Raw genomic sequence first — 15870 nt, forward strand, 5'->3', positions numbered from 1 at the left:
ACTCCCCCTAAGACCAGAAGGTCAGCATCCACCGCGCGGCGGCCCGCGAGTTGGTGGCCAGCGCCCCGAACGTGATGCTCGTGACATTCCTCCGGAACGCGTTTGGATTGAAGACGCCGGTCAGCCCGATGTCCCAGTTTTCGACGCCGCCGGCACTGACGATCTGAGTGATCGCGCACTTCGCCACATGGAGTTCCTTGTCCATCGCCCGGTCGTCGAACAACGCGATTTCCGCGAAAGTGTCGCGGTTGGCGACCTGAACAGTGACCGTATGGGTGAATATCCCGTCGAAGTCCCGAGCCCACAGCCAGCTCCCTTGTTGTCCAGTAACTGGCACGCTTACCCCCGGTTGCCGCGATCCCAGACGGTTCGGAATCATCCCCCCCGCTTGCCCTGCGGAAACGTCGTGACCTGGGCGTTGACGACCTTGGTCGCGACCAGGTGATCGAGCACCCGCCGCCGGTCGCCCCACACGACGGGAGCCCAGTCCAGCCAGGCGAACGGCCCCAGCAGCAGGCTGAGCCTGCGCACGATGCCGGCGACCGGATGGATGCGCAGCCCGGCCTGTGTCACCACCCGTAATTTCATGGCGCGCTTGCCCGGCGTCGTGCCGGTCCACGCCTCCAGCAGCCCCAGCCCGACGATCGACCAGGCCAGGGCGAGCGGGACACCCAGGGCGTAGAGCAGCCCGGCGGAGTCATAGGCGGCGATTGCGCACCCCTGGGGTGCCGTGGACACGCAGACGCCGCCGACCTTGACGTACACGAAGGGCGGGAACGCCAGGCTGAACCCGCCTCCTTGCCCGACCGTCCGGGCAAGCCCCTGGACGAGCAGCGCGATCGTGACGCCGACGAGCGGCAGGTTGTCGATCAGCACGGCGACGAACCGCACGTCCACGCGGGCGGGCGGAGTGGAGCCGATCTCGGCGAAGGCGGCCGCCGCCTCTTCCGGGGGGCCGAGCCGGCTCAGGGCCTCGGCCAGCTCGCCCGCCTCCGCCGCGTCGGACAGGTGATCGACGAGCTCCGCCTTCACCCTCTCCCGGGCCGGACCGGTCAGGTGCCGTCCGGCCCTTTCGGCGTAGTCGTCGATGATCTGCTGCTCGTCGCTCATTCCTGCACCTCGCCAAGGGTGTCGAGTAGCTGTCGCATGGCGTCCACCAGGCCGGTCCACTCGGCCCGCAGCATGGCGAGGTATGTGCGACCGTCCGGGGTGATGACGTAGTACTTGCGCGGCCTGGCCCGCCCTTCCGCCTCCCAGGTCGCGAGGATGTGGCCGGCGTCCTCGAGCCGGTGCAGCAGCGGGTAGAGCGTGCCCTCCTTGACCTCCAGGACCCCTTCACCCGCCTGCCGCAGCAGTTTCAGCAGCTCGTAGCCGTACCGGCGGCGGACGTCGAGGACGGACAGCACGGCCAGCTCGGTCGTGCCCCGCGCGAGCTCGCGGCGGAGGCGGGCGACGGTGGACGAGCCCGGCGTCGCCTCGGTGTCCTCAGGCATATGACCAAAGTACGACCCGATACCTTGTGTGGCAAGGTATCGGGTCACCTCGAAGACGGCCTGTCACGGACCGGTCGAGGGTGAGTCAGCATTTGTCCCGCCATTGCCGAGCCGTCTTCTACGCCGTCCCGTCCCGTGTCTAAAAGGGAGCGTTGCTGATCCGCGTCGCGAAGGCCGGGGGACACGTTGACCACCAGAGTCGGACGAGCAGCCGCGGGTGCGGCCCTGCTCGTCGCCATGTTCGTACCGGGCCAGGCCGTCGCCACCCCCGAACGCCCGCCCGCGGCGGCGCCGCCACGGCCGCTGAGCCTGGTTCTGGACGGAAGCTCCTTCTCGCTGCGGGACGCCTTCGCGGTCCTCTCGGGCCGCCCCGTCACCGCACAGCTCGCGGCGACCGTGCCGGCGACCATGAACCAGACGCGGCAGGGGGCGCTGGCCGCCCTGGCCAACCAGCGCGTGTACGGCTGGAACCAGGCGCTCGGGCCGCTGAAGGACCGCCCCCTCACGCCCGAACAGGCCGAGCAGTTCCAGCACAACGTCCTGCGCTCCCACGCCGCGGGCGTCGGCGAGCCGCTGCCCGACAACGTGGCCAAGCTGGCCCTGATCCTCAAGGCGAACCAGATGGCCAGGGGAACGTACGGGGTCCGGCCCGAGGTGCCGCAGCGCCTGCTGTCCATGGTCAACGCCGGAGTCATCCCGCGGATGCCGCAGATCGGGTCGCTGGGCACCGGGGACCTCCAGCCGCAGGCCGCCGCGGGACTCGCGGCGGCCGGCGAGAACGCGCCCGTACGCTACCTGGGCAGGGAGGGGCCCGCCTCCGAGATCCTGCCGCAGGCCGGGCTGCCCAGGGACTTCGTCTTCCAGGCGGGGGAGGCGTTGCCCATCATCAGCGGCAGCACCGTCGTGGCCGCCGTGCTGATGAACGCCGTCTACCGGGCCACCACGCTCGCCGACCAGGCGGAGGGAGCCTTCGCCCTGTTCATGGAGGCGACCAGGGCCGAGCAGGGCTCGCTCGACGCGCGTACCCACAAGGAACGCCACATCCCCGAGCAGGACGCGGTGGCCACGCGGCTGCGCGCCATGGTGGCGGGCTCGGGCTGGATGACGGAGGAGGGCCGCAAGCGCCTCGACCCGGCGAACTACGAGCCGCGCATCCAGGACGCGGTGTCGGTGCGGGCGGCGCCGCACATCCTGGCCGGCCTGCGGCACGCGCTGGCCGAGACGCGCCGCGCACTCGTGCGGGAGGCCAACTCCTCGACCTCCAACCCGCTGGTCTTCCTGCGCGGGGACGGGCAGGGGTACGAGTTCGTGATGGGCGGCAACTGGGACGCCTCCATCATGGGACACCTGGCCGACACCCTGAACGCGGAGATCACCGACGTCGGGGTGCTGTCGCAGGAGCTGTCGGGGCGGCTGCTGTCGCCCAAGTGGAGCTACGGCCTGCCCGCCAACCTCGCCGGCGGGACCGTCGGCCTCAACTCCGGCATGGTGCAGGTGCAGACGGTGGCCGCCGCGCTGGTCCCGGAGATGCAGGTGAGGGCCACGCCGGCGGGAACGCTGTCCCGGCCGGTCAAGGACGGGCAGGAGGACCACAACACGATGGCGATGGCCTCGGTCAGGAACCTGCAGCAGAACCTGGACCGGCTCGGGGTCGTCCTGGCCGTCCAGTACATGATGGCGGCCCAGGGCATCGACCTCATCGCGCAGAAGATGGAGGGCCTGCCGCTCGGCGCCGTCACGCGATCCCTGCACGCGGAGATCCGGCAGCACATCACCCCTCTGGGCGACGACCGCTACATGACTCCCGACCTGGAGCGCGCCATCTGGCTCGTACGCAACCGCCGCCTCGTACCGACCGCCGCCGCCTGACGCCGGAAGCCGCTCAGCTTTCCGGCTGCTTTCTGCCCGCGCGGGCCAGCGCGTTCTCGGCCTGCGCGGCCAGGCGGGCGACGAGGTCGGCCGCGGGCGGCAGGTCCGTGATGAGATCGACGGCCTCGCCGGCCCACACCGGCAACGCGGGCACATCCCCGCGTGCCACGGCGTCCTGGTAGTCCTGCCTGGCCTGGGGATCCCCGGCCAGGTCCGCTTCCCGGCCCAGCCATCGATCGATGAACGGGTGGCCGAGAGTGCGGGCGGTGTACCTCGACGGCCACTTGGAGCCGCGGGCGATGTCCAGCACCCGGCTGCGGCTGGTGTCCTGCCCGCGGCCTTCGACGATCGACCTGGCGACCGAAGGGTCGACCAGGGCCTCGGCGGTGGCCTGGAACCGGGTGCCGATGAGCGCCCCGGCGGCGCCCAGAGCCAGCGCCGCGGCCACGCCGCGACCGTCGGCTATCCCGCCCGCGGCCAGCACGGGCACCGGAGCCACCAGGTCCACCACGACCGGTACGAACGGCAGCGTCGACCGTCCATGCCGGGCCCCGTGCCCGCCGCTCTCGGTGCCCTGCGCCACGATGACATCGGCGCCCGCGTCCATCGCCTGCCGGGCCTCCTCCAGGTCGGTGACCTGAATGATCAGCGTCGTGCCGGAGGCCCGGACGCGTTCGGCGAACGGACGCGGATCGCCGAAGGACAGCATCACCGCCCTGGGGCCGTGCTCCAGCACCCGCTCGACCGCGCCGACGTCGGTCGCCCAGACCTGGAAACCGACACCCCACGGCTGGTCGGTGCTCCGCGTGACGATCGGCAGCTCACGGGCCAGCCAGTCCGGGTCTCCGTTTCCGGAGCCCAGCAGCCCCAGCCCGCCGCCGTTGGAGACGGCCGCGGTCAGCGCCCCGCCGGCCGAGCCGCCCATCGGGGCCAGCGCGATCGGATGCCGTACCCCGAACAACTCCGTGAACTCCGTCATCAATGCCATGATCGCCATCATCGCTCATCGGCGGCGACAGCGGGCGGCGGGCAGACCGTTTGCCAGCCCAATCATCTTATGTCAAACGATCTGAGAGGAGATGGATGTGCGCTAGACTGGCGGCTCACCCGGAAGGAGAGCGATGGCGGCGACGACCAGGACGACGGACCGTGGGGCGGCGTACTTCCCGCGACTCGCCGCCGAGCGGCTGGACATCGCGCTGTGCCGGGCCTCGTCCGCCGTGGCCCGCGCCGCCGACGCGCACGCCGCCGAGGAAGGGCTCGGGGTCGGTCAGCATCTCGTGCTCCAGATGCTCGACGCCGTCGGCCCCTGCTCCCAGCAGACGCTCAGCGAGGAGCTGCGGATCGACCGCAGCGTCATGGTCGGCGTCTGCGACGACCTGGAGCGGGAGGGCCACGTCCGCAGGGAGCGCAACCCGCGTGACCGGCGTTCCTACGCCGTCACCATCACCGACTCGGGGCGGCGACGGCTGGCGGCCGCCCAGGCTTCGATCCCGGCGTTCCTCGACGACACCTTCCACGCTCTCACCGGCGACGAGCGCAACCAGCTGAGCGCGATCCTCGCCAAACTGCTGGGGCAGCAACGCCAGTAGGACCTTGCTGAGAAAAGCCGCGAGCCCGCTTGCGCAGAGCGGGCTCGCGGGTCCCGGCGGCGTTCTCGCTACGGCTCACCGGGGCGGAGGGGTTCGGTCGGCCGCGGGCAGGTGGTGGTGCCGTCCTGCTGCCGCGGCCGGGCGGTCAGCCCAGGTTCCAGACGGAGGAGATGCGATCGTTCCATCCGCTGGGGACGAGGGTCGGGATGTCGGCGAAGGGCTGGACGAACAGGGAGCTGCCGCTGAAGTTGATGTGCTCGTAGTAGCGGACGGAGTTGTTCGTACTGCCCATGGAGCTGATGACGTCGTTCCAGTCGTGCAGGTGGAGCGGCCCGTGGTGGACGCTGGTCAGGTCGTTGTGCGCCTGCCGGGCGCCGCACCAGAACCAGTCGCCGCCGTAGTCCACGTGCTCGAACATCTGGACCTGGCCCTGCGTCGCAGGGCGGGGGTCGGCCGCACGCAGTTGCGAGGCCGCCCACGCCGCGCCGTTGAGCGCGCTGTCGTCGGTCAGCGCGACCAGGCGCTCGGTGCCGTAGATGTAGGTCAGCGGACGGCCGTCGAACCGCGACAGGTCGCGAGGGTCGTGTTCGACGCCGTCCACGACCACCGCCATGGCGGGCGCAGGGTGGGTGATGGGCTGGGTCGAGACGGCCGCGGGCCTGCTCAGCGCCTGGGCGGCGTCCATCTGGATGGGCGGGGCGGAGCGGGGCGCGTTGACGGCCTCGCTGACGAGTGCCTCCAGCGTGGTGATGCCCCGGTCGCGGAGCAGCGCCAGCACGTCGCCCTCGTTCAGGCCGCCGACGTGGTCGGAGAACTCCAGGAACCGCTCGATCTGGCGGCGGGCCGGGGTCGAGATGCTTGTCACGGGTTTGCCTCCCCCTGTTAGTGGTGCGAACTCCTTCATGGTCGGGCGGGGCGGCGGCCCGGGCATTCCCCAGTGTTGGGGATGGTGTTCATGGTCAATGCCGCTATGAGCATCTTGGGCGCGGCAAGTGCCGGGCTTGATCGGCTGTTGGGCTCGCGGCCCATATGGTCCGGACATGCTTGGAGACACCGCTGGGGCGGACGCGGCCGCACCGTGGGGCGCTGCGGGGATATCGTTGATCGGCATCGTGGTGCTGGGAGCCTGCTCGGCGCTGATCCGGGGGCGGACCCGGCGGCGCACCGCCCGCCGGGAACGAGCTCGCCGGGCCGCCCTGGATCTGGCCGCGGCGGTCGAGGACGTCCGTACCGGCATGCGCGACGCGACGACGCGCCACGAGCGCGGCGTCGCCCTGGCGCGGTGGCGATCCCGATGGATGTACGTCGCCGCCATGATCGCTCTCGTCGACCCCGCCGTCGCCAAGGACGTACGGGCTCAGGGACGACGCCTGTACGCGGACCTCATGTCCGTCGAAGTGCTCGGCACGGCCTGGCCGGTCGGCGGCATGCGGCGCGAGTCCGGCCAGCTCCTGCACGCCAGCGCCCGTGACCTCTACGCCCGCTGTTCCAGCCGAGACTGACCCTGAAACCTCACTTTTCACTACAAACCCGATGATCTGCTTGCAACGCACAAACAACACACCGAAGGATGAACGGCAACAAACCGCATCCAGACTCACCTCCAGCAAAATCTTGGAGGTAAGTGTTGGGGTACAGCAGACGCGATTTCCTGTCCGCCGTCGGTGTCTCCGGTGGGGCAGGCGCGCTCTTCGCGACCATGGGCGCGCTCGGGCTCGCGCCGACCGCCGAGGCGTCCGCGAAGGGGACCTTCGACCCGCCGCAGCAGTCCGACTTCTCCCTCACCGGGCGCTCTGCGAAGAAGGTCGTGATTCTCGGCGCCGGGATAGCCGGCCTCGCCACGGCGTACGAGCTGGGCAAGGCGGGCTACGACTGCACGATTCTGGAGGCGCTCGACCGGGTGGGCGGCCGCAACTGGACCATCCGCGGCGGCGACCGCGTGACCGAGCTGGACGGCTCCACGCAGGTCTCGAAGTTCGGTGACGGCGTCTACCTCAACGCGGGGCCGGCCCGGCTGGCGCAGTGGATGGTCACCATGGACTACTGCCGCGAGCTCGGCGTGGACCTGGAGGTCTTCACCAACTCCAACGCCCAGGCCTACATCTACCACCAGAACATGCGGGCCCCCGTCCGCTGGCGCACCGCCAAGGCCGACGTGTACGGATACGTCTCGGAACTGCTGTCGCGGGCGACCGACGCGGGGGCGCTGGACGCCGCGCTCACGGCGCAGGACAAGGAGCGGCTGATCTCCTTCCTGTCGGGCTTCGGGGCGGTGGGGGACAAGGCGAGCGGGTTCAAGTACTCCGGAGGCACCCGCCGCGGCCACAGCGTGAACCCGGGCGCGGGCGAGCAGCCGGGCACGGCCCTCGGGCCGGTGCCGTCGCTGTCGGAGGTGCTGGCCAGCGGAGTCGGGCAGCGGTTCGCGTTCGAGTTCGGCTACGACCAGGCGATGCTGATGTTCCAGCCGGTGGGCGGCATGGACGCGATCCCGCGGGCCTTCGCCGGCAAGATCGGGCGGCAGCGGATCCGGTTGCGCGCCAAGGTCACCAGGATCACCGATCTGCCGGACGGCGTGGAGGTCGAGTACGAGGACCGCCACGGCCGTACCCAGAAGATCAAGGCGGACCTGTGCGTCGCGGCGATGCCCCCGCACATCCTGGCCAGAACCGCGCACAACCTCGGCCCGGAGGTCCAGGCCGCCCTCGCCACCCCGACCGCCACGAACGCGGGCAAGATCGGCCTGGAGTACCGCCGCCGCTGGTGGGAGGTCGACGAGGACATCTACGGCGGCGTCACCGCCACCGACCTCGACCTGGGCACGATCTGGTACCCCTCCTACGGGTACGGCGGCTCGCGCGGCATGGTCGTCGGCTACTACAACTTCGGCGCCCAGGCCGACGCGTACGCCGCGCTGAAGCCGGCCGAGCGCGAGCGCCGCGCGATCGAGCAGGGCATGAAGATCCATGGTGCGAAATATCGCGACGAACTGGCGTCGTCGGTGTCCATCGCCTGGAAACTCCAGCCGCACATCGAGGGCGCGTGGGTGGGCTGGCCGTCGCGGCAGGGCGCGTACCAGCTGCTCGGCAAGCCCGCCGGGCACGTGTACTTCGCGGGTGACTGGCTGAGCTACATGATCGCCTGGCAGTCGGGAGCCCTGGAGTCCGCCCGCAAGGTCGTCACCGAGCTGCACCAGCGCGTCCTGAGCACCTCCTGAGAGGACACCTCCGCATGAAGATCCGCACCATCGCCCTCCCCGCGGCCGTCGTCCTCGTCCTCGGCACGGGTACGGCTGCCGCCACCCCCACCTGGTCGCCCCGGCCGCAGGAGGTCAGGCCGTTCCTCCCCGAGGGCAACACCAACCCGGCGATCGCCGATGGAGTGGCGCTCGGGAAGCAGGTGGCCACGTACACCGCCAGCGGCCTGGGGCCGGCGGCGGGCAACCCCGCGGCCCCCGCCGACTCTCCCGAACGCTACGTCGACCTCCCCGGCGGAACCCTTCCTCCAGGCGTCACCCTCACCGAGGCCCAGGCCCTCAACGTGCTCAAACGCGTCAAGGCCAACCTCACCGCGGCCGGGCTTGGCCTGGCCGACGTCGTCTCCATGCGCGCCTACCTGGAGAAGCCGCCCGGAGCCGAGTCGGCGGACTTCGCCGGCTGGAACCGCGCCTACCGCCAGTTCTTCGCCAACACGGACCTGGCCACCGGCCGGCCCGTACCCGTCCCGCTCGGCACCGCGCCGCCCGCCCCGCCCATGGAGGTCAACCCGGCCCGCCCGGCCCGCGTGACGATCGAGATCGCCAACCTCCCGGTCGCGGGCTGGCTCGTTGAAGTGGAGGTCGTCGCCGCCTACAAGCACTGACCTCGGCGCCGCCGAGGCTGGTGTGGGCTCTGTTGTCCAAGGGAAGAAATATGAAGGCGCCGCCTCTGCTCACGCACTGAAGAGAGGCGGCGCCTTCATCGTTCCCGCCACCGGCCTCCGACGCCCGATTGGTTGAACGCTTGCATGGCAACCAATACAACTGTATAGAATGCTGGACGTGCGACCAATTTCTGAAGAGGACCTGACCACGCGTGCCCGCATCCGCGACGCCGCGATGGCGTTGTTCGCCGAGCAGGGGGTCAAGGCCACCACGATCCGCGGGATCGCCGAGGCGGCCAGAGTCTCGCCCGGCCTGGTGCAGCACCACTTCGGCACGAAGGAAGCGCTGAGGCAGGCCTGCGACGAGTACGTCCTCAGCTACGTGCGCGAGCAGGTCACCGCCGGCGTCACCGACCGCAACCTCGAGAAGCCCGAGTTCATCGAGAACGTCCACCGCACCGCGCCGCCCCTGATGAAGTACCTCGGCCGCGCGCTCGTCGAGGGCTCCCCGGCGGCGGCCACCATGTTCGACGACCTCGTGACCGTGACGGAGCAGCATCTCGCCAACGAGGACCAGCACTCCGAGGCCGACCACCGCGCCCGCGCGACCGTGCTGACGGCGATGAAGCTCGGCATCACGGTGCTGCACGAGCACGTCTCCCGCGCGCTCGGCACGGACCTCTACGCCCCGCAGGGCGCGCTGCGCGTCGGCAAGGCCCAGCTCGACCTGATCAGACCCGAATTCCTCGGCCGCGAGCTGTTCGAACAGGCGCGGACCGGGCTGGAGAAGTTCGAGGGACAACAATGAACGCCGCAGTGCGCGCCGACGGCCTGGTCAAGACCTTCGGCCAGGCAAGGGCCCTGGACGGGCTCGACCTCACCGTCAGCACGGGGGAGGTGCACGGCTTCCTCGGCCCCAACGGCGCGGGCAAGACCACCACGATCCGCATCCTGCTGGGCCAGATGCGCGCCGACGGCGGCCGGATCGAATTACTGGGCGGCGACCCGTGGCACGACGCCACCGAGCTGCACCGAAGGCTCGCCTACGTGCCCGGCGACGTCACCCTGTGGCCCTCGCTGACCGGCGGCGAGGTCATCGACCTGCTGGGCAGGGTACGCGGCGGCCTCGACCCGCGGCGGCGCGCCGAGCTGCTCGAGCACTTCGAGCTCGACCCGCGCAAGAAGTGCCGCACCTACTCCAAGGGCAACCGGCAGAAGGTGGCGCTGGTGGCCGCCTTCGCCTCCGACGTGGAACTCCTGGTGCTGGACGAGCCGACCTCGGGCCTGGACCCGCTGATGGAGGCGGTCTTCAACGACTGCGTCCTGCGGGAGAAGCGCGACGGCCGCACCGTGCTGCTGTCCAGCCACATCCTGTCGGAGGTCGAGACGCTATGCGACCGCGTCAGCATCATCCGCGCCGGCCGTACCGTCGAGTCCGGCAGCCTGGCCGACCTGCGCCACCTCACCCGCACCTCGGTGACGGCCGAGCTGATCGGGCCCGCGCCGGGGCTGGCCGCGCTGCCCGGCGTGCACGACCTGACCGTGGACGGCGCCCGGCTGCGCTGCCAGGTGGACGGTGACACGCTGACCGCCGTGCTCGCCGAGCTGGCCAGGGCGGGCGTGCGGACGTTGACCACGCAGCCGCCGACGCTGGAGGAGCTGTTCCTGCGCCACTACGAGGGGGCCGCCGCATGACCGGCACCCTGACCCTGATCCGGCTCATCCTGCGCAGGGACCGCGTGCTGCTGCCGGTGTGGATCGCGATCAGCGCGCTGCTGCCGGCGAGCATCGCCTCCGCCACCAGCGACCTGTACGCCGACCAGGCCGCCCGCGACGCCTTCGCGGCGGCCTCGGCGAGCAACCCCGCGCAGCTCGCCATGCGCGGCCACATCTACGACGCGAGCGTCGGCGGCCTGACCGCCTGGACGCTCGGCTCGTCCCTCGCGCTGATCGGCGGGCTGGTCAGCATCCTGCTGGTGATCAGGCACACCCGGGTCGAGGAGGAGACCGGCCGGCGCGAGCTGCTGTCGTCGGGCGTCATCGGCCGCCACGCCCCGCTGGCCGCCACGCTCGCGGTCGTGCTGGCCGCCAACCTGCTGCTGGGCCTGCTGTCGGTGGTTCCCCTGATCGCGAGCGGCCTGCCCGCGGGTTCCTCGCTGCTGTTCGGGCTGTCCACCGCCGGGGGCGGCTGGGCGTTCGCGGCCGTGGCGGCGGTCACCGCGCAGCTCACCGCGTCATCCGGTACGGCGCGCGGCATCGCGATCGCCGTCGGCGGCCTGCTGTTCGCGCTGCGCTCGCTGGCCGACGCCGGCGGCATCGGCTGGCCGGCGTGGCTGACGCCGTTCGGCTGGGTCCGGCTGACCAGGCCCTACGCCGGCGACCACTGGTGGGTGCTGGGGCTGATCGCGGTGGCCGTCGCCGCCGTGGCGACGGCCGCCTTCGTCCTGTCCACCCGGCGCGACGTGGCCGGCGGCCTGGTGCCCATCCGCCAGGGGCCCGCCACCGGAGGGCTGCCGGGCGCGTTCGGCCTGGCCGGACGGCTGCACCGGAGCACGCTCGCGGGCTTCGCGATCGGGTTCGGCCTGCTGGGGGCGCTGCTCGGCGTGTCGGCGCGCGGCCTGGACACCCAGCTGGACACGCCGCAGTTCCAGCAGCTGGCCGCGACCGTCGGCGGTGCCGGTGCCCGCATCTCGGACGTGTTCTTCACCTTCGTGATGTACGTGCTCAGCCAGCTCGTCACGGGGGCGGCGCTCGTGTCGGCGCTGCGCGCCCGCGGCGAGGAGGCGGCGGGCCGGGCCGAACTCCTGCTGTCCACCCCCGTCGGCCGGCTGCGCTGGGCGCTGAGCCACCTGGTGTTCGCCGTCGTCAGCCCGGCGCTGCTGCTGGCCGTGCTGGGCGCGGCGGCCGGGCTCACCTACGACGGCGACGTGGCCCGCGTCGCCGGGGCCACGCTGGCGTACCTGCCCGCGGTCTGGACCGTGGTCGGGATCGCGACGCTGCTGTTCGGCCTGCTGCCCCGGCTGGCGGTGGCCGTGAGCTGGACCGCGCTCGGCCTCTTCCTGGTCGTGGATCTGCTGGCGGAGTTCAAGCTGGCCACCGGGATCGTCCTGAACCTGTCGCCGTTCGTGCACGTGCCGGCGATGCTGCTGGGCGGCTCCTCGTCGGCGGTGGCGCCGCTGCTGGGGCTGACCGCGGTGGCCGTCGCCCTGGCCGCGGCGGGGCTGGCGTTCCTGCGCCGCCGCAACCTGGTGCCGTCCGCCTGATCCCCGCTCAGGCTTCCGGCTGGCGAGCCCTGGCGGTCGCGGCGGCGTACTCGTCGGCGGTCATGCCGAGGTGGGGGTAGCTCTGGTGGAGGTCGTGCTGGTCGTCGGCCCACTGCTGGTAGTCCCGCCGGACGGTGGGCTCGTCGGAGTCGACGATCCGCGCGATGTCGGCCCAGGTGGCCCCCGCCTGCAGCGCGTGATGGACGTGGGCGGGATGGCGTACGGTGCGCGCGATGCACTCCGCCAGCGCCAGCAGCTCGAGGTGCTCGGCCACGGTGAGCGCGGGCCGGTCGTCGGCGCCGTGCCGGTCGGGGTCGTAGATCCCCCGGGTCACCAGCTCGACCCGGGCGCGAGCCGCCGCGTCCTTGGCGGCCAACGCGTCGTAGCGCTCCAGCTGCCGGCTGACGGGCATGTCGAAGCGAGCGTCGCGCCAGGTCGTGATGGGCTCGGGCGTGGTCATGACGACTTCTCCAGAACGGTCGGGGTGTCGGTTTCCGGGCGTCTCAAGTACACACCCATTCCGGGCCGGATGTGGCGGCGAGAATTGTCGGTGGCGTCCGGCATGGTAGGTCCCGCGCCCGGGACGTCTCCCGGGCGCGCCGTGCACGCGAGGACCTTCGGAAGGGCTTTCATGACAGCCGACCAGCCGCTCATCTGCTCCACGTGTCAGGGTGTGATCGTCGGGGCGCAGGACAGCGCCTACACGCCCGCTCGGGGGCGGCTGATCGTCACCAACGGTTACTGCCGGGGGCAGTGCTCCGGCACCCCACCCGAGCCCGCGCGCGACGAACCTGCCGGGAGCACGGCATCCGCACCCTCCGACCAGCCGACGCCCGCATCCCTCACTCCGTGAGGCCCCGGGCTCCTGTAGGGCCGTGCCTTCGCGGGGCTCCCGCACGGCGGCCGACCGCATCCGGCGGCAGGCATCCGAGCGGGCCACCGCCTTCACCCGTCCACTGCGTCGATCGGCGAGGACGCGGCACCCGCAGCCCGCGGGGGCCCGCCGGGGGTGTCCGGATTTGGGCATACAGTGGGCGCTTGTGCTGTTCGGCAGATCGGCGGAGATCGCCGCCATCGATGACGTGATCTCCCGGGCCCGCGAGGGCGCGGGCGATGCCCTGGTGCTGCGGGGCGAGGCAGGCGTGGGCAAGACGGCCCTGCTCGACCTGGCGGCCTCCCGGGGCGGGTCCATGCGGGTGCTCAGGACGACCGGCGTCGAGCCCGAGTCCGACCTGGCCTTCGCCGCGCTGCACCAGTTGCTGCGGCCGGTCGCCGGGCTGCTGGACACGCTGCCGGAGCCGCAGCGCCAGGCCGTGCGCGGGGCGCTCGGGCTGGGCGGGGGCGCGTCGGGGGACCGGTTCCTGCTGGCGGCCGGGGTGCTGTCGCTGCTGGCCGAGGCCGCCGCGCCGGACGGGCTCGTCTGCGTGGTCGACGACTTCCAGTGGGTGGATCGGGCCTCGGCGGACGCGCTGCTGTTCGCCGCCAGACGGCTCGGCACGGAGCGGATCGCGATGCTGCTGGCCGTGCGGGGGGACGCGCCGGTGAAGGGGGTGCCGCCGCTGCGGCTCGGCGGCCTGCCGGAGCCGGCGGCGGCCGAACTGCTCGACGCCGCGATGCCGCCCGCCGTCAAGAGGGAGCTCGTGGCGGCGACCGGCGGCAACCCGCTGGCCCTGCGCGAGATCGTACGGCGGTTGGGCCCCGGACAGCTCGCCGGCCGTGAGCCGCTGCCCGATCCGCTGCCCGGCGGCACGCAGTTGTTCGGTGAGCAGGTGGCCGCGCTGCCGGACGACGCCCGGCTGGTGGCCCTGCTCGCCGCCGTGGAAAGCGACCTCGACCTGGTGCTGCGCGCCGCCGCGCGGATCGGCGCGGGCAGGCCGGCGCCGCACGGGCTGGGGGCTGCCGGGGCGGCGGAGGCGGGGCGGGCGGCGTTGCATGAGCTGGAGGTCGCCGGGCTGGTGCGGGTCGAGGGCGCGTCCGTACGATTCCGTCACCCCCTCATCCGCTCGGCCGTGCACGAGGCCGCCGCGCCGGCGTCCCGCCGGGCGGCGCACGAGGCGCTGGCCGGGCTGTCCGAAGGGGACCGCCGCGCCTGGCACCTGGCGGCGGCCGTGCTCGGCCAGGACGAGAGCGTCGCCGCCGCGCTCACCGAGACCGCCGCCCGGGCCCGCGACCGTGGCGGGTACGGCGACGCCGCCACCGCCCTGGCCAGGGCCGCCGAGCTGACCCCGGCGCCACACACCCGGGCGGTCAGGCTCAAGGACGCCGCCATGGCCGCCTGGCTCGGTGGCCGTCCGGGGCAGGCGGAATCGCTGCTGGCCGAGGCCCGCGACCATGCGGGCGGGGACCGCGCGCTGGAGATGGAGATCGCCCAGCTGCGGGGCAGGTTCGAGCTGAACTCCGGAAGCGCCGCCGAGGCGGTGCGGATCCTGGCCACGGGCGACAGCCTGGACATGCTGGCCGACGCCGCCGAGGCGGCCTCGTACGTGGGCGACACCGCCGCCATCGTCGAGATCGGCCGGCGGGCGGCGGCCTTCCCCGAGGGGTTCCTGCGCGACGTGCTGGCCGGCATCGGCCTGATGCTCTCCGACGGCACCGGGCACGGGATGCTCAGGCGGGCGCTGGGCAGGACCGGGGAGCTGACGGAGGCGGCCGGGTTCCTGTGGGCGACGGCGGCGGCCAGTTACCTGGGTGAGGCCGATCTGGCGGTCGATCTGGTAGCCCGGGCGGGCCGGGTGGCCAGGGTGTCGGGGATGGTGGGGCAGCTGCCGGTGGTGCTGGAGTTCGTGGCCACCGGCGAGCGGATCGCCGGGCGGCTGGCGGAGAGCCAGGCCATCTCCGAGGAGGGGCTGGAGCTGGCCCGCGAGGCCGGGTACGCCAACACGGTGGCCGCGCACCTGGCCAACCTCGCGGTGCTGGCGGCGCTGCGGGGCGAGGAGGAGACGTGCCGTAGGCACGCCCAGGAGGCGCTGGCCATCGCGATCCCGCACCGGGTGGGCCTGCGCGCGGGCGTGGCCGCGTACGCGCTGGCCATGCTGGACCTGGGGGCGGGCCGTTTCGCCGCGGCGCACGACCGGTTCACCGCGATCACGGCCGCCGGGCCGGGGGCCGGGCATCCGACGGTGGTGTGGCGCTCGGCGCCGGATCGCATCGAGGCGGCCGTGGGCGCGGGTGACCTGGAGGCGGCGCGGGCGGCGCTGGAGGCGTACGAGCGCTGGTCGGCACAGGCGGCCACCGCGGAGTCGCGCGCCCTGCTGACCCGGTGCCGCGCCCTGGTCGGCGCCGGCCCGGACAAGGAGCTGCCGGAAAAGGAGTTGCCGGAAAAGGAGCTGGAGGAGGCGCTGCGGCTGCACGCGAACCCGTACGAGGCGGCCAGGACCGCCCTGCTGCTGGGCGAGCGGCTGCGCCGCGCGCACCGGCCCGGCGAGGCGCGGCCGCATCTGCGGGCGGCGCTGGAGACGTTCCGGCGGGCGGGCGCGGAGCCGTGGGCGCGGCGCGCGCACGGCGAGCTGCGGGCGGCGGGCGAGAGCGCCGAGCCCGCCCGCGGCCCGGCGCTGGACGTGCTGACCCCGCAGGAGCTGCGCATCGCGGGCCTGGTCGCCGACGGCCTGTCCAGCAAGGAGATCGCCGCGCAGCTGTTCCTGAGCCCGCGCACGGTCGAGTACCACCTGTACAAGATCTATCCGAAGCTGGGCATCGGTACCCGTACGGATCTGGCGCGGCTGGTAGTTCTACAGAAGGCGCCCGTAGCCGGAGGCGGCATGCTCTGAGTCATGCAAAACGTGGACATCTGGAGTG

General features: G+C 72.5%; 16 protein-coding genes. 10 read left to right on the top strand and 6 right to left on the bottom strand.

Annotated features, from left to right (window positions below; translation table 11 throughout):
* Nucleotides 1-7: 7 nt before the first annotated feature.
* Genes ACWDRB_RS64085 through ACWDRB_RS64095 form a run of 3 tightly spaced genes read right to left on the bottom strand, consistent with a single transcriptional unit; the run spans nt 8 to nt 1493 of the window.
* The gene (locus ACWDRB_RS64085) at nt 8-379 is read right to left on the bottom strand and encodes a hypothetical protein (protein ID WP_355211753.1); all 372 of its coding nucleotides are present in this window, start codon (nt 377-379) and stop codon (nt 8-10) included.
* Nucleotides 376-1110: an RDD family protein gene (locus ACWDRB_RS64090; RefSeq protein ID WP_449911954.1), complete on the bottom strand. Its 735-nt coding sequence runs from the start codon at nt 1108-1110 to the stop codon at nt 376-378. Before ACWDRB_RS64090 ends, ACWDRB_RS64085 begins: the two co-directional genes overlap by 4 nt.
* Nucleotides 1107-1493: a PadR family transcriptional regulator gene (locus ACWDRB_RS64095; protein ID WP_449911955.1), complete on the bottom strand. Its 387-nt coding sequence runs from the start codon at nt 1491-1493 to the stop codon at nt 1107-1109. Before ACWDRB_RS64095 ends, ACWDRB_RS64090 begins: the two co-directional genes overlap by 4 nt.
* A gap of 186 nt (nt 1494-1679) precedes the next feature.
* Between ACWDRB_RS64095 and ACWDRB_RS64100 the strand changes: the two genes are divergently transcribed.
* On the top strand, nt 1680-3362 hold the full coding sequence (locus tag ACWDRB_RS64100; protein ID WP_363968314.1) for an HAL/PAL/TAL family ammonia-lyase: 1683 nt from the start codon (nt 1680-1682) through the stop codon (nt 3360-3362).
* Between the two features lie 13 nt (nt 3363-3375).
* On the opposite strand, the gene ACWDRB_RS64105 is transcribed toward ACWDRB_RS64100, so the two are convergent.
* Entirely contained in the window at nt 3376-4350 is a 975-nt protein-coding gene (locus tag ACWDRB_RS64105; RefSeq protein ID WP_449911956.1) for an NAD(P)H-dependent flavin oxidoreductase, read from the bottom strand.
* 133 nt (nt 4351-4483) lie between these two features.
* On the opposite strand from ACWDRB_RS64105, the gene ACWDRB_RS64110 reads away from it, so the two are divergent.
* Entirely contained in the window at nt 4484-4954 is a 471-nt protein-coding gene (locus ACWDRB_RS64110) for a MarR family winged helix-turn-helix transcriptional regulator (RefSeq protein ID WP_449911957.1), read from the top strand.
* A 145-nt stretch (nt 4955-5099) separates the two neighbouring features.
* Here ACWDRB_RS64110 and ACWDRB_RS64115 read toward each other — a convergent pair whose 3' ends face one another.
* Nucleotides 5100-5819 (bottom strand): hypothetical protein, encoded by a 720-nt coding sequence (locus tag ACWDRB_RS64115; RefSeq protein WP_449911958.1) that lies wholly within the window; start codon nt 5817-5819, stop codon nt 5100-5102.
* Between the two features lie 175 nt (nt 5820-5994).
* Here ACWDRB_RS64115 and ACWDRB_RS64120 point away from each other — a divergent pair, with 175 nt between their 5' ends.
* The 6 genes from ACWDRB_RS64120 to ACWDRB_RS64145 all read left to right on the top strand — a co-directional run bounded on the left by ACWDRB_RS64120 (nt 5995) and on the right by ACWDRB_RS64145 (nt 12075).
* Nucleotides 5995-6456: a hypothetical protein gene (locus ACWDRB_RS64120; RefSeq protein ID WP_449911959.1), complete on the top strand. Its 462-nt coding sequence runs from the start codon at nt 5995-5997 to the stop codon at nt 6454-6456.
* A 125-nt stretch (nt 6457-6581) separates the two neighbouring features.
* Nucleotides 6582-8168 carry a flavin monoamine oxidase family protein gene (locus ACWDRB_RS64125; protein ID WP_449911960.1) on the top strand — a complete coding sequence of 529 codons (1587 nt, stop codon included), beginning with the start codon at nt 6582-6584 and terminating at the stop codon, nt 8166-8168.
* Between the two features lie 14 nt (nt 8169-8182).
* Nucleotides 8183-8812 carry a Rid family hydrolase gene (locus ACWDRB_RS64130; RefSeq protein ID WP_449911961.1) on the top strand — a complete coding sequence of 210 codons (630 nt, stop codon included), beginning with the start codon at nt 8183-8185 and terminating at the stop codon, nt 8810-8812.
* 178 nt (nt 8813-8990) lie between these two features.
* The gene (locus tag ACWDRB_RS64135) at nt 8991-9620 is read left to right on the top strand and encodes a TetR/AcrR family transcriptional regulator (protein ID WP_192783476.1); all 630 of its coding nucleotides are present in this window, start codon (nt 8991-8993) and stop codon (nt 9618-9620) included.
* Nucleotides 9617-10507 carry an ABC transporter ATP-binding protein gene (locus ACWDRB_RS64140; RefSeq protein WP_449911962.1) on the top strand — a complete coding sequence of 297 codons (891 nt, stop codon included), beginning with the start codon at nt 9617-9619 and terminating at the stop codon, nt 10505-10507. The genes ACWDRB_RS64135 and ACWDRB_RS64140 overlap by 4 nt, the downstream gene beginning before the upstream one ends.
* Complete coding sequence (locus ACWDRB_RS64145; protein ID WP_449911963.1) at nt 10504-12075, top strand: ABC transporter permease; 1572 nt, start codon at nt 10504-10506, stop codon at nt 12073-12075. Before ACWDRB_RS64140 ends, ACWDRB_RS64145 begins: the two co-directional genes overlap by 4 nt.
* 7 nt (nt 12076-12082) lie before the next feature.
* Here the strand turns inward: ACWDRB_RS64145 and ACWDRB_RS64150 are convergent, their stop codons facing one another.
* Entirely contained in the window at nt 12083-12535 is a 453-nt protein-coding gene (locus ACWDRB_RS64150; protein WP_449911964.1) for a hypothetical protein, read from the bottom strand.
* Between the two features lie 171 nt (nt 12536-12706).
* Here ACWDRB_RS64150 and ACWDRB_RS64155 point away from each other — a divergent pair, with 171 nt between their 5' ends.
* Nucleotides 12707-12928: a hypothetical protein gene (locus ACWDRB_RS64155; protein ID WP_449911965.1), complete on the top strand. Its 222-nt coding sequence runs from the start codon at nt 12707-12709 to the stop codon at nt 12926-12928.
* 187 nt (nt 12929-13115) lie between these two features.
* On the top strand, nt 13116-15842 hold the full coding sequence (locus tag ACWDRB_RS64160) for an ATP-binding protein (RefSeq protein ID WP_449911966.1): 2727 nt from the start codon (nt 13116-13118) through the stop codon (nt 15840-15842).
* Nucleotides 15843-15870: the final 28 nt, after the last annotated feature.

It is taken from the genome of Nonomuraea sp. NPDC003707, from assembly GCF_053587055.1.

Bases quoted from the DNA above. Each gene is read 5' to 3' on its own strand.
- ACWDRB_RS64085 (WP_355211753.1), bottom strand. From the start codon at position 379: ATGATTCCGAACCGTCTGGGATCGCGGCAACCGGGGGTAAGCGTGCCA.
- ACWDRB_RS64090 (WP_449911954.1), bottom strand. From the start codon at position 1,110: ATGAGCGACGAGCAGCAGATCATCGACGACTACGCCGAAAGGGCCGGA.
- ACWDRB_RS64095 (WP_449911955.1), bottom strand. From the start codon at position 1,493: ATGCCTGAGGACACCGAGGCGACGCCGGGCTCGTCCACCGTCGCCCGC.
- ACWDRB_RS64105 (WP_449911956.1), bottom strand. From the start codon at position 4,350: ATGGCATTGATGACGGAGTTCACGGAGTTGTTCGGGGTACGGCATCCG.
- ACWDRB_RS64110 (WP_449911957.1), top strand. From the start codon at position 4,484: ATGGCGGCGACGACCAGGACGACGGACCGTGGGGCGGCGTACTTCCCG.
- ACWDRB_RS64120 (WP_449911959.1), top strand. From the start codon at position 5,995: ATGCTTGGAGACACCGCTGGGGCGGACGCGGCCGCACCGTGGGGCGCT.
- ACWDRB_RS64130 (WP_449911961.1), top strand. From the start codon at position 8,183: ATGAAGATCCGCACCATCGCCCTCCCCGCGGCCGTCGTCCTCGTCCTC.
- ACWDRB_RS64140 (WP_449911962.1), top strand. From the start codon at position 9,617: ATGAACGCCGCAGTGCGCGCCGACGGCCTGGTCAAGACCTTCGGCCAG.
- ACWDRB_RS64145 (WP_449911963.1), top strand. From the start codon at position 10,504: ATGACCGGCACCCTGACCCTGATCCGGCTCATCCTGCGCAGGGACCGC.
- ACWDRB_RS64150 (WP_449911964.1), bottom strand. From the start codon at position 12,535: ATGACCACGCCCGAGCCCATCACGACCTGGCGCGACGCTCGCTTCGAC.
- ACWDRB_RS64155 (WP_449911965.1), top strand. From the start codon at position 12,707: ATGACAGCCGACCAGCCGCTCATCTGCTCCACGTGTCAGGGTGTGATC.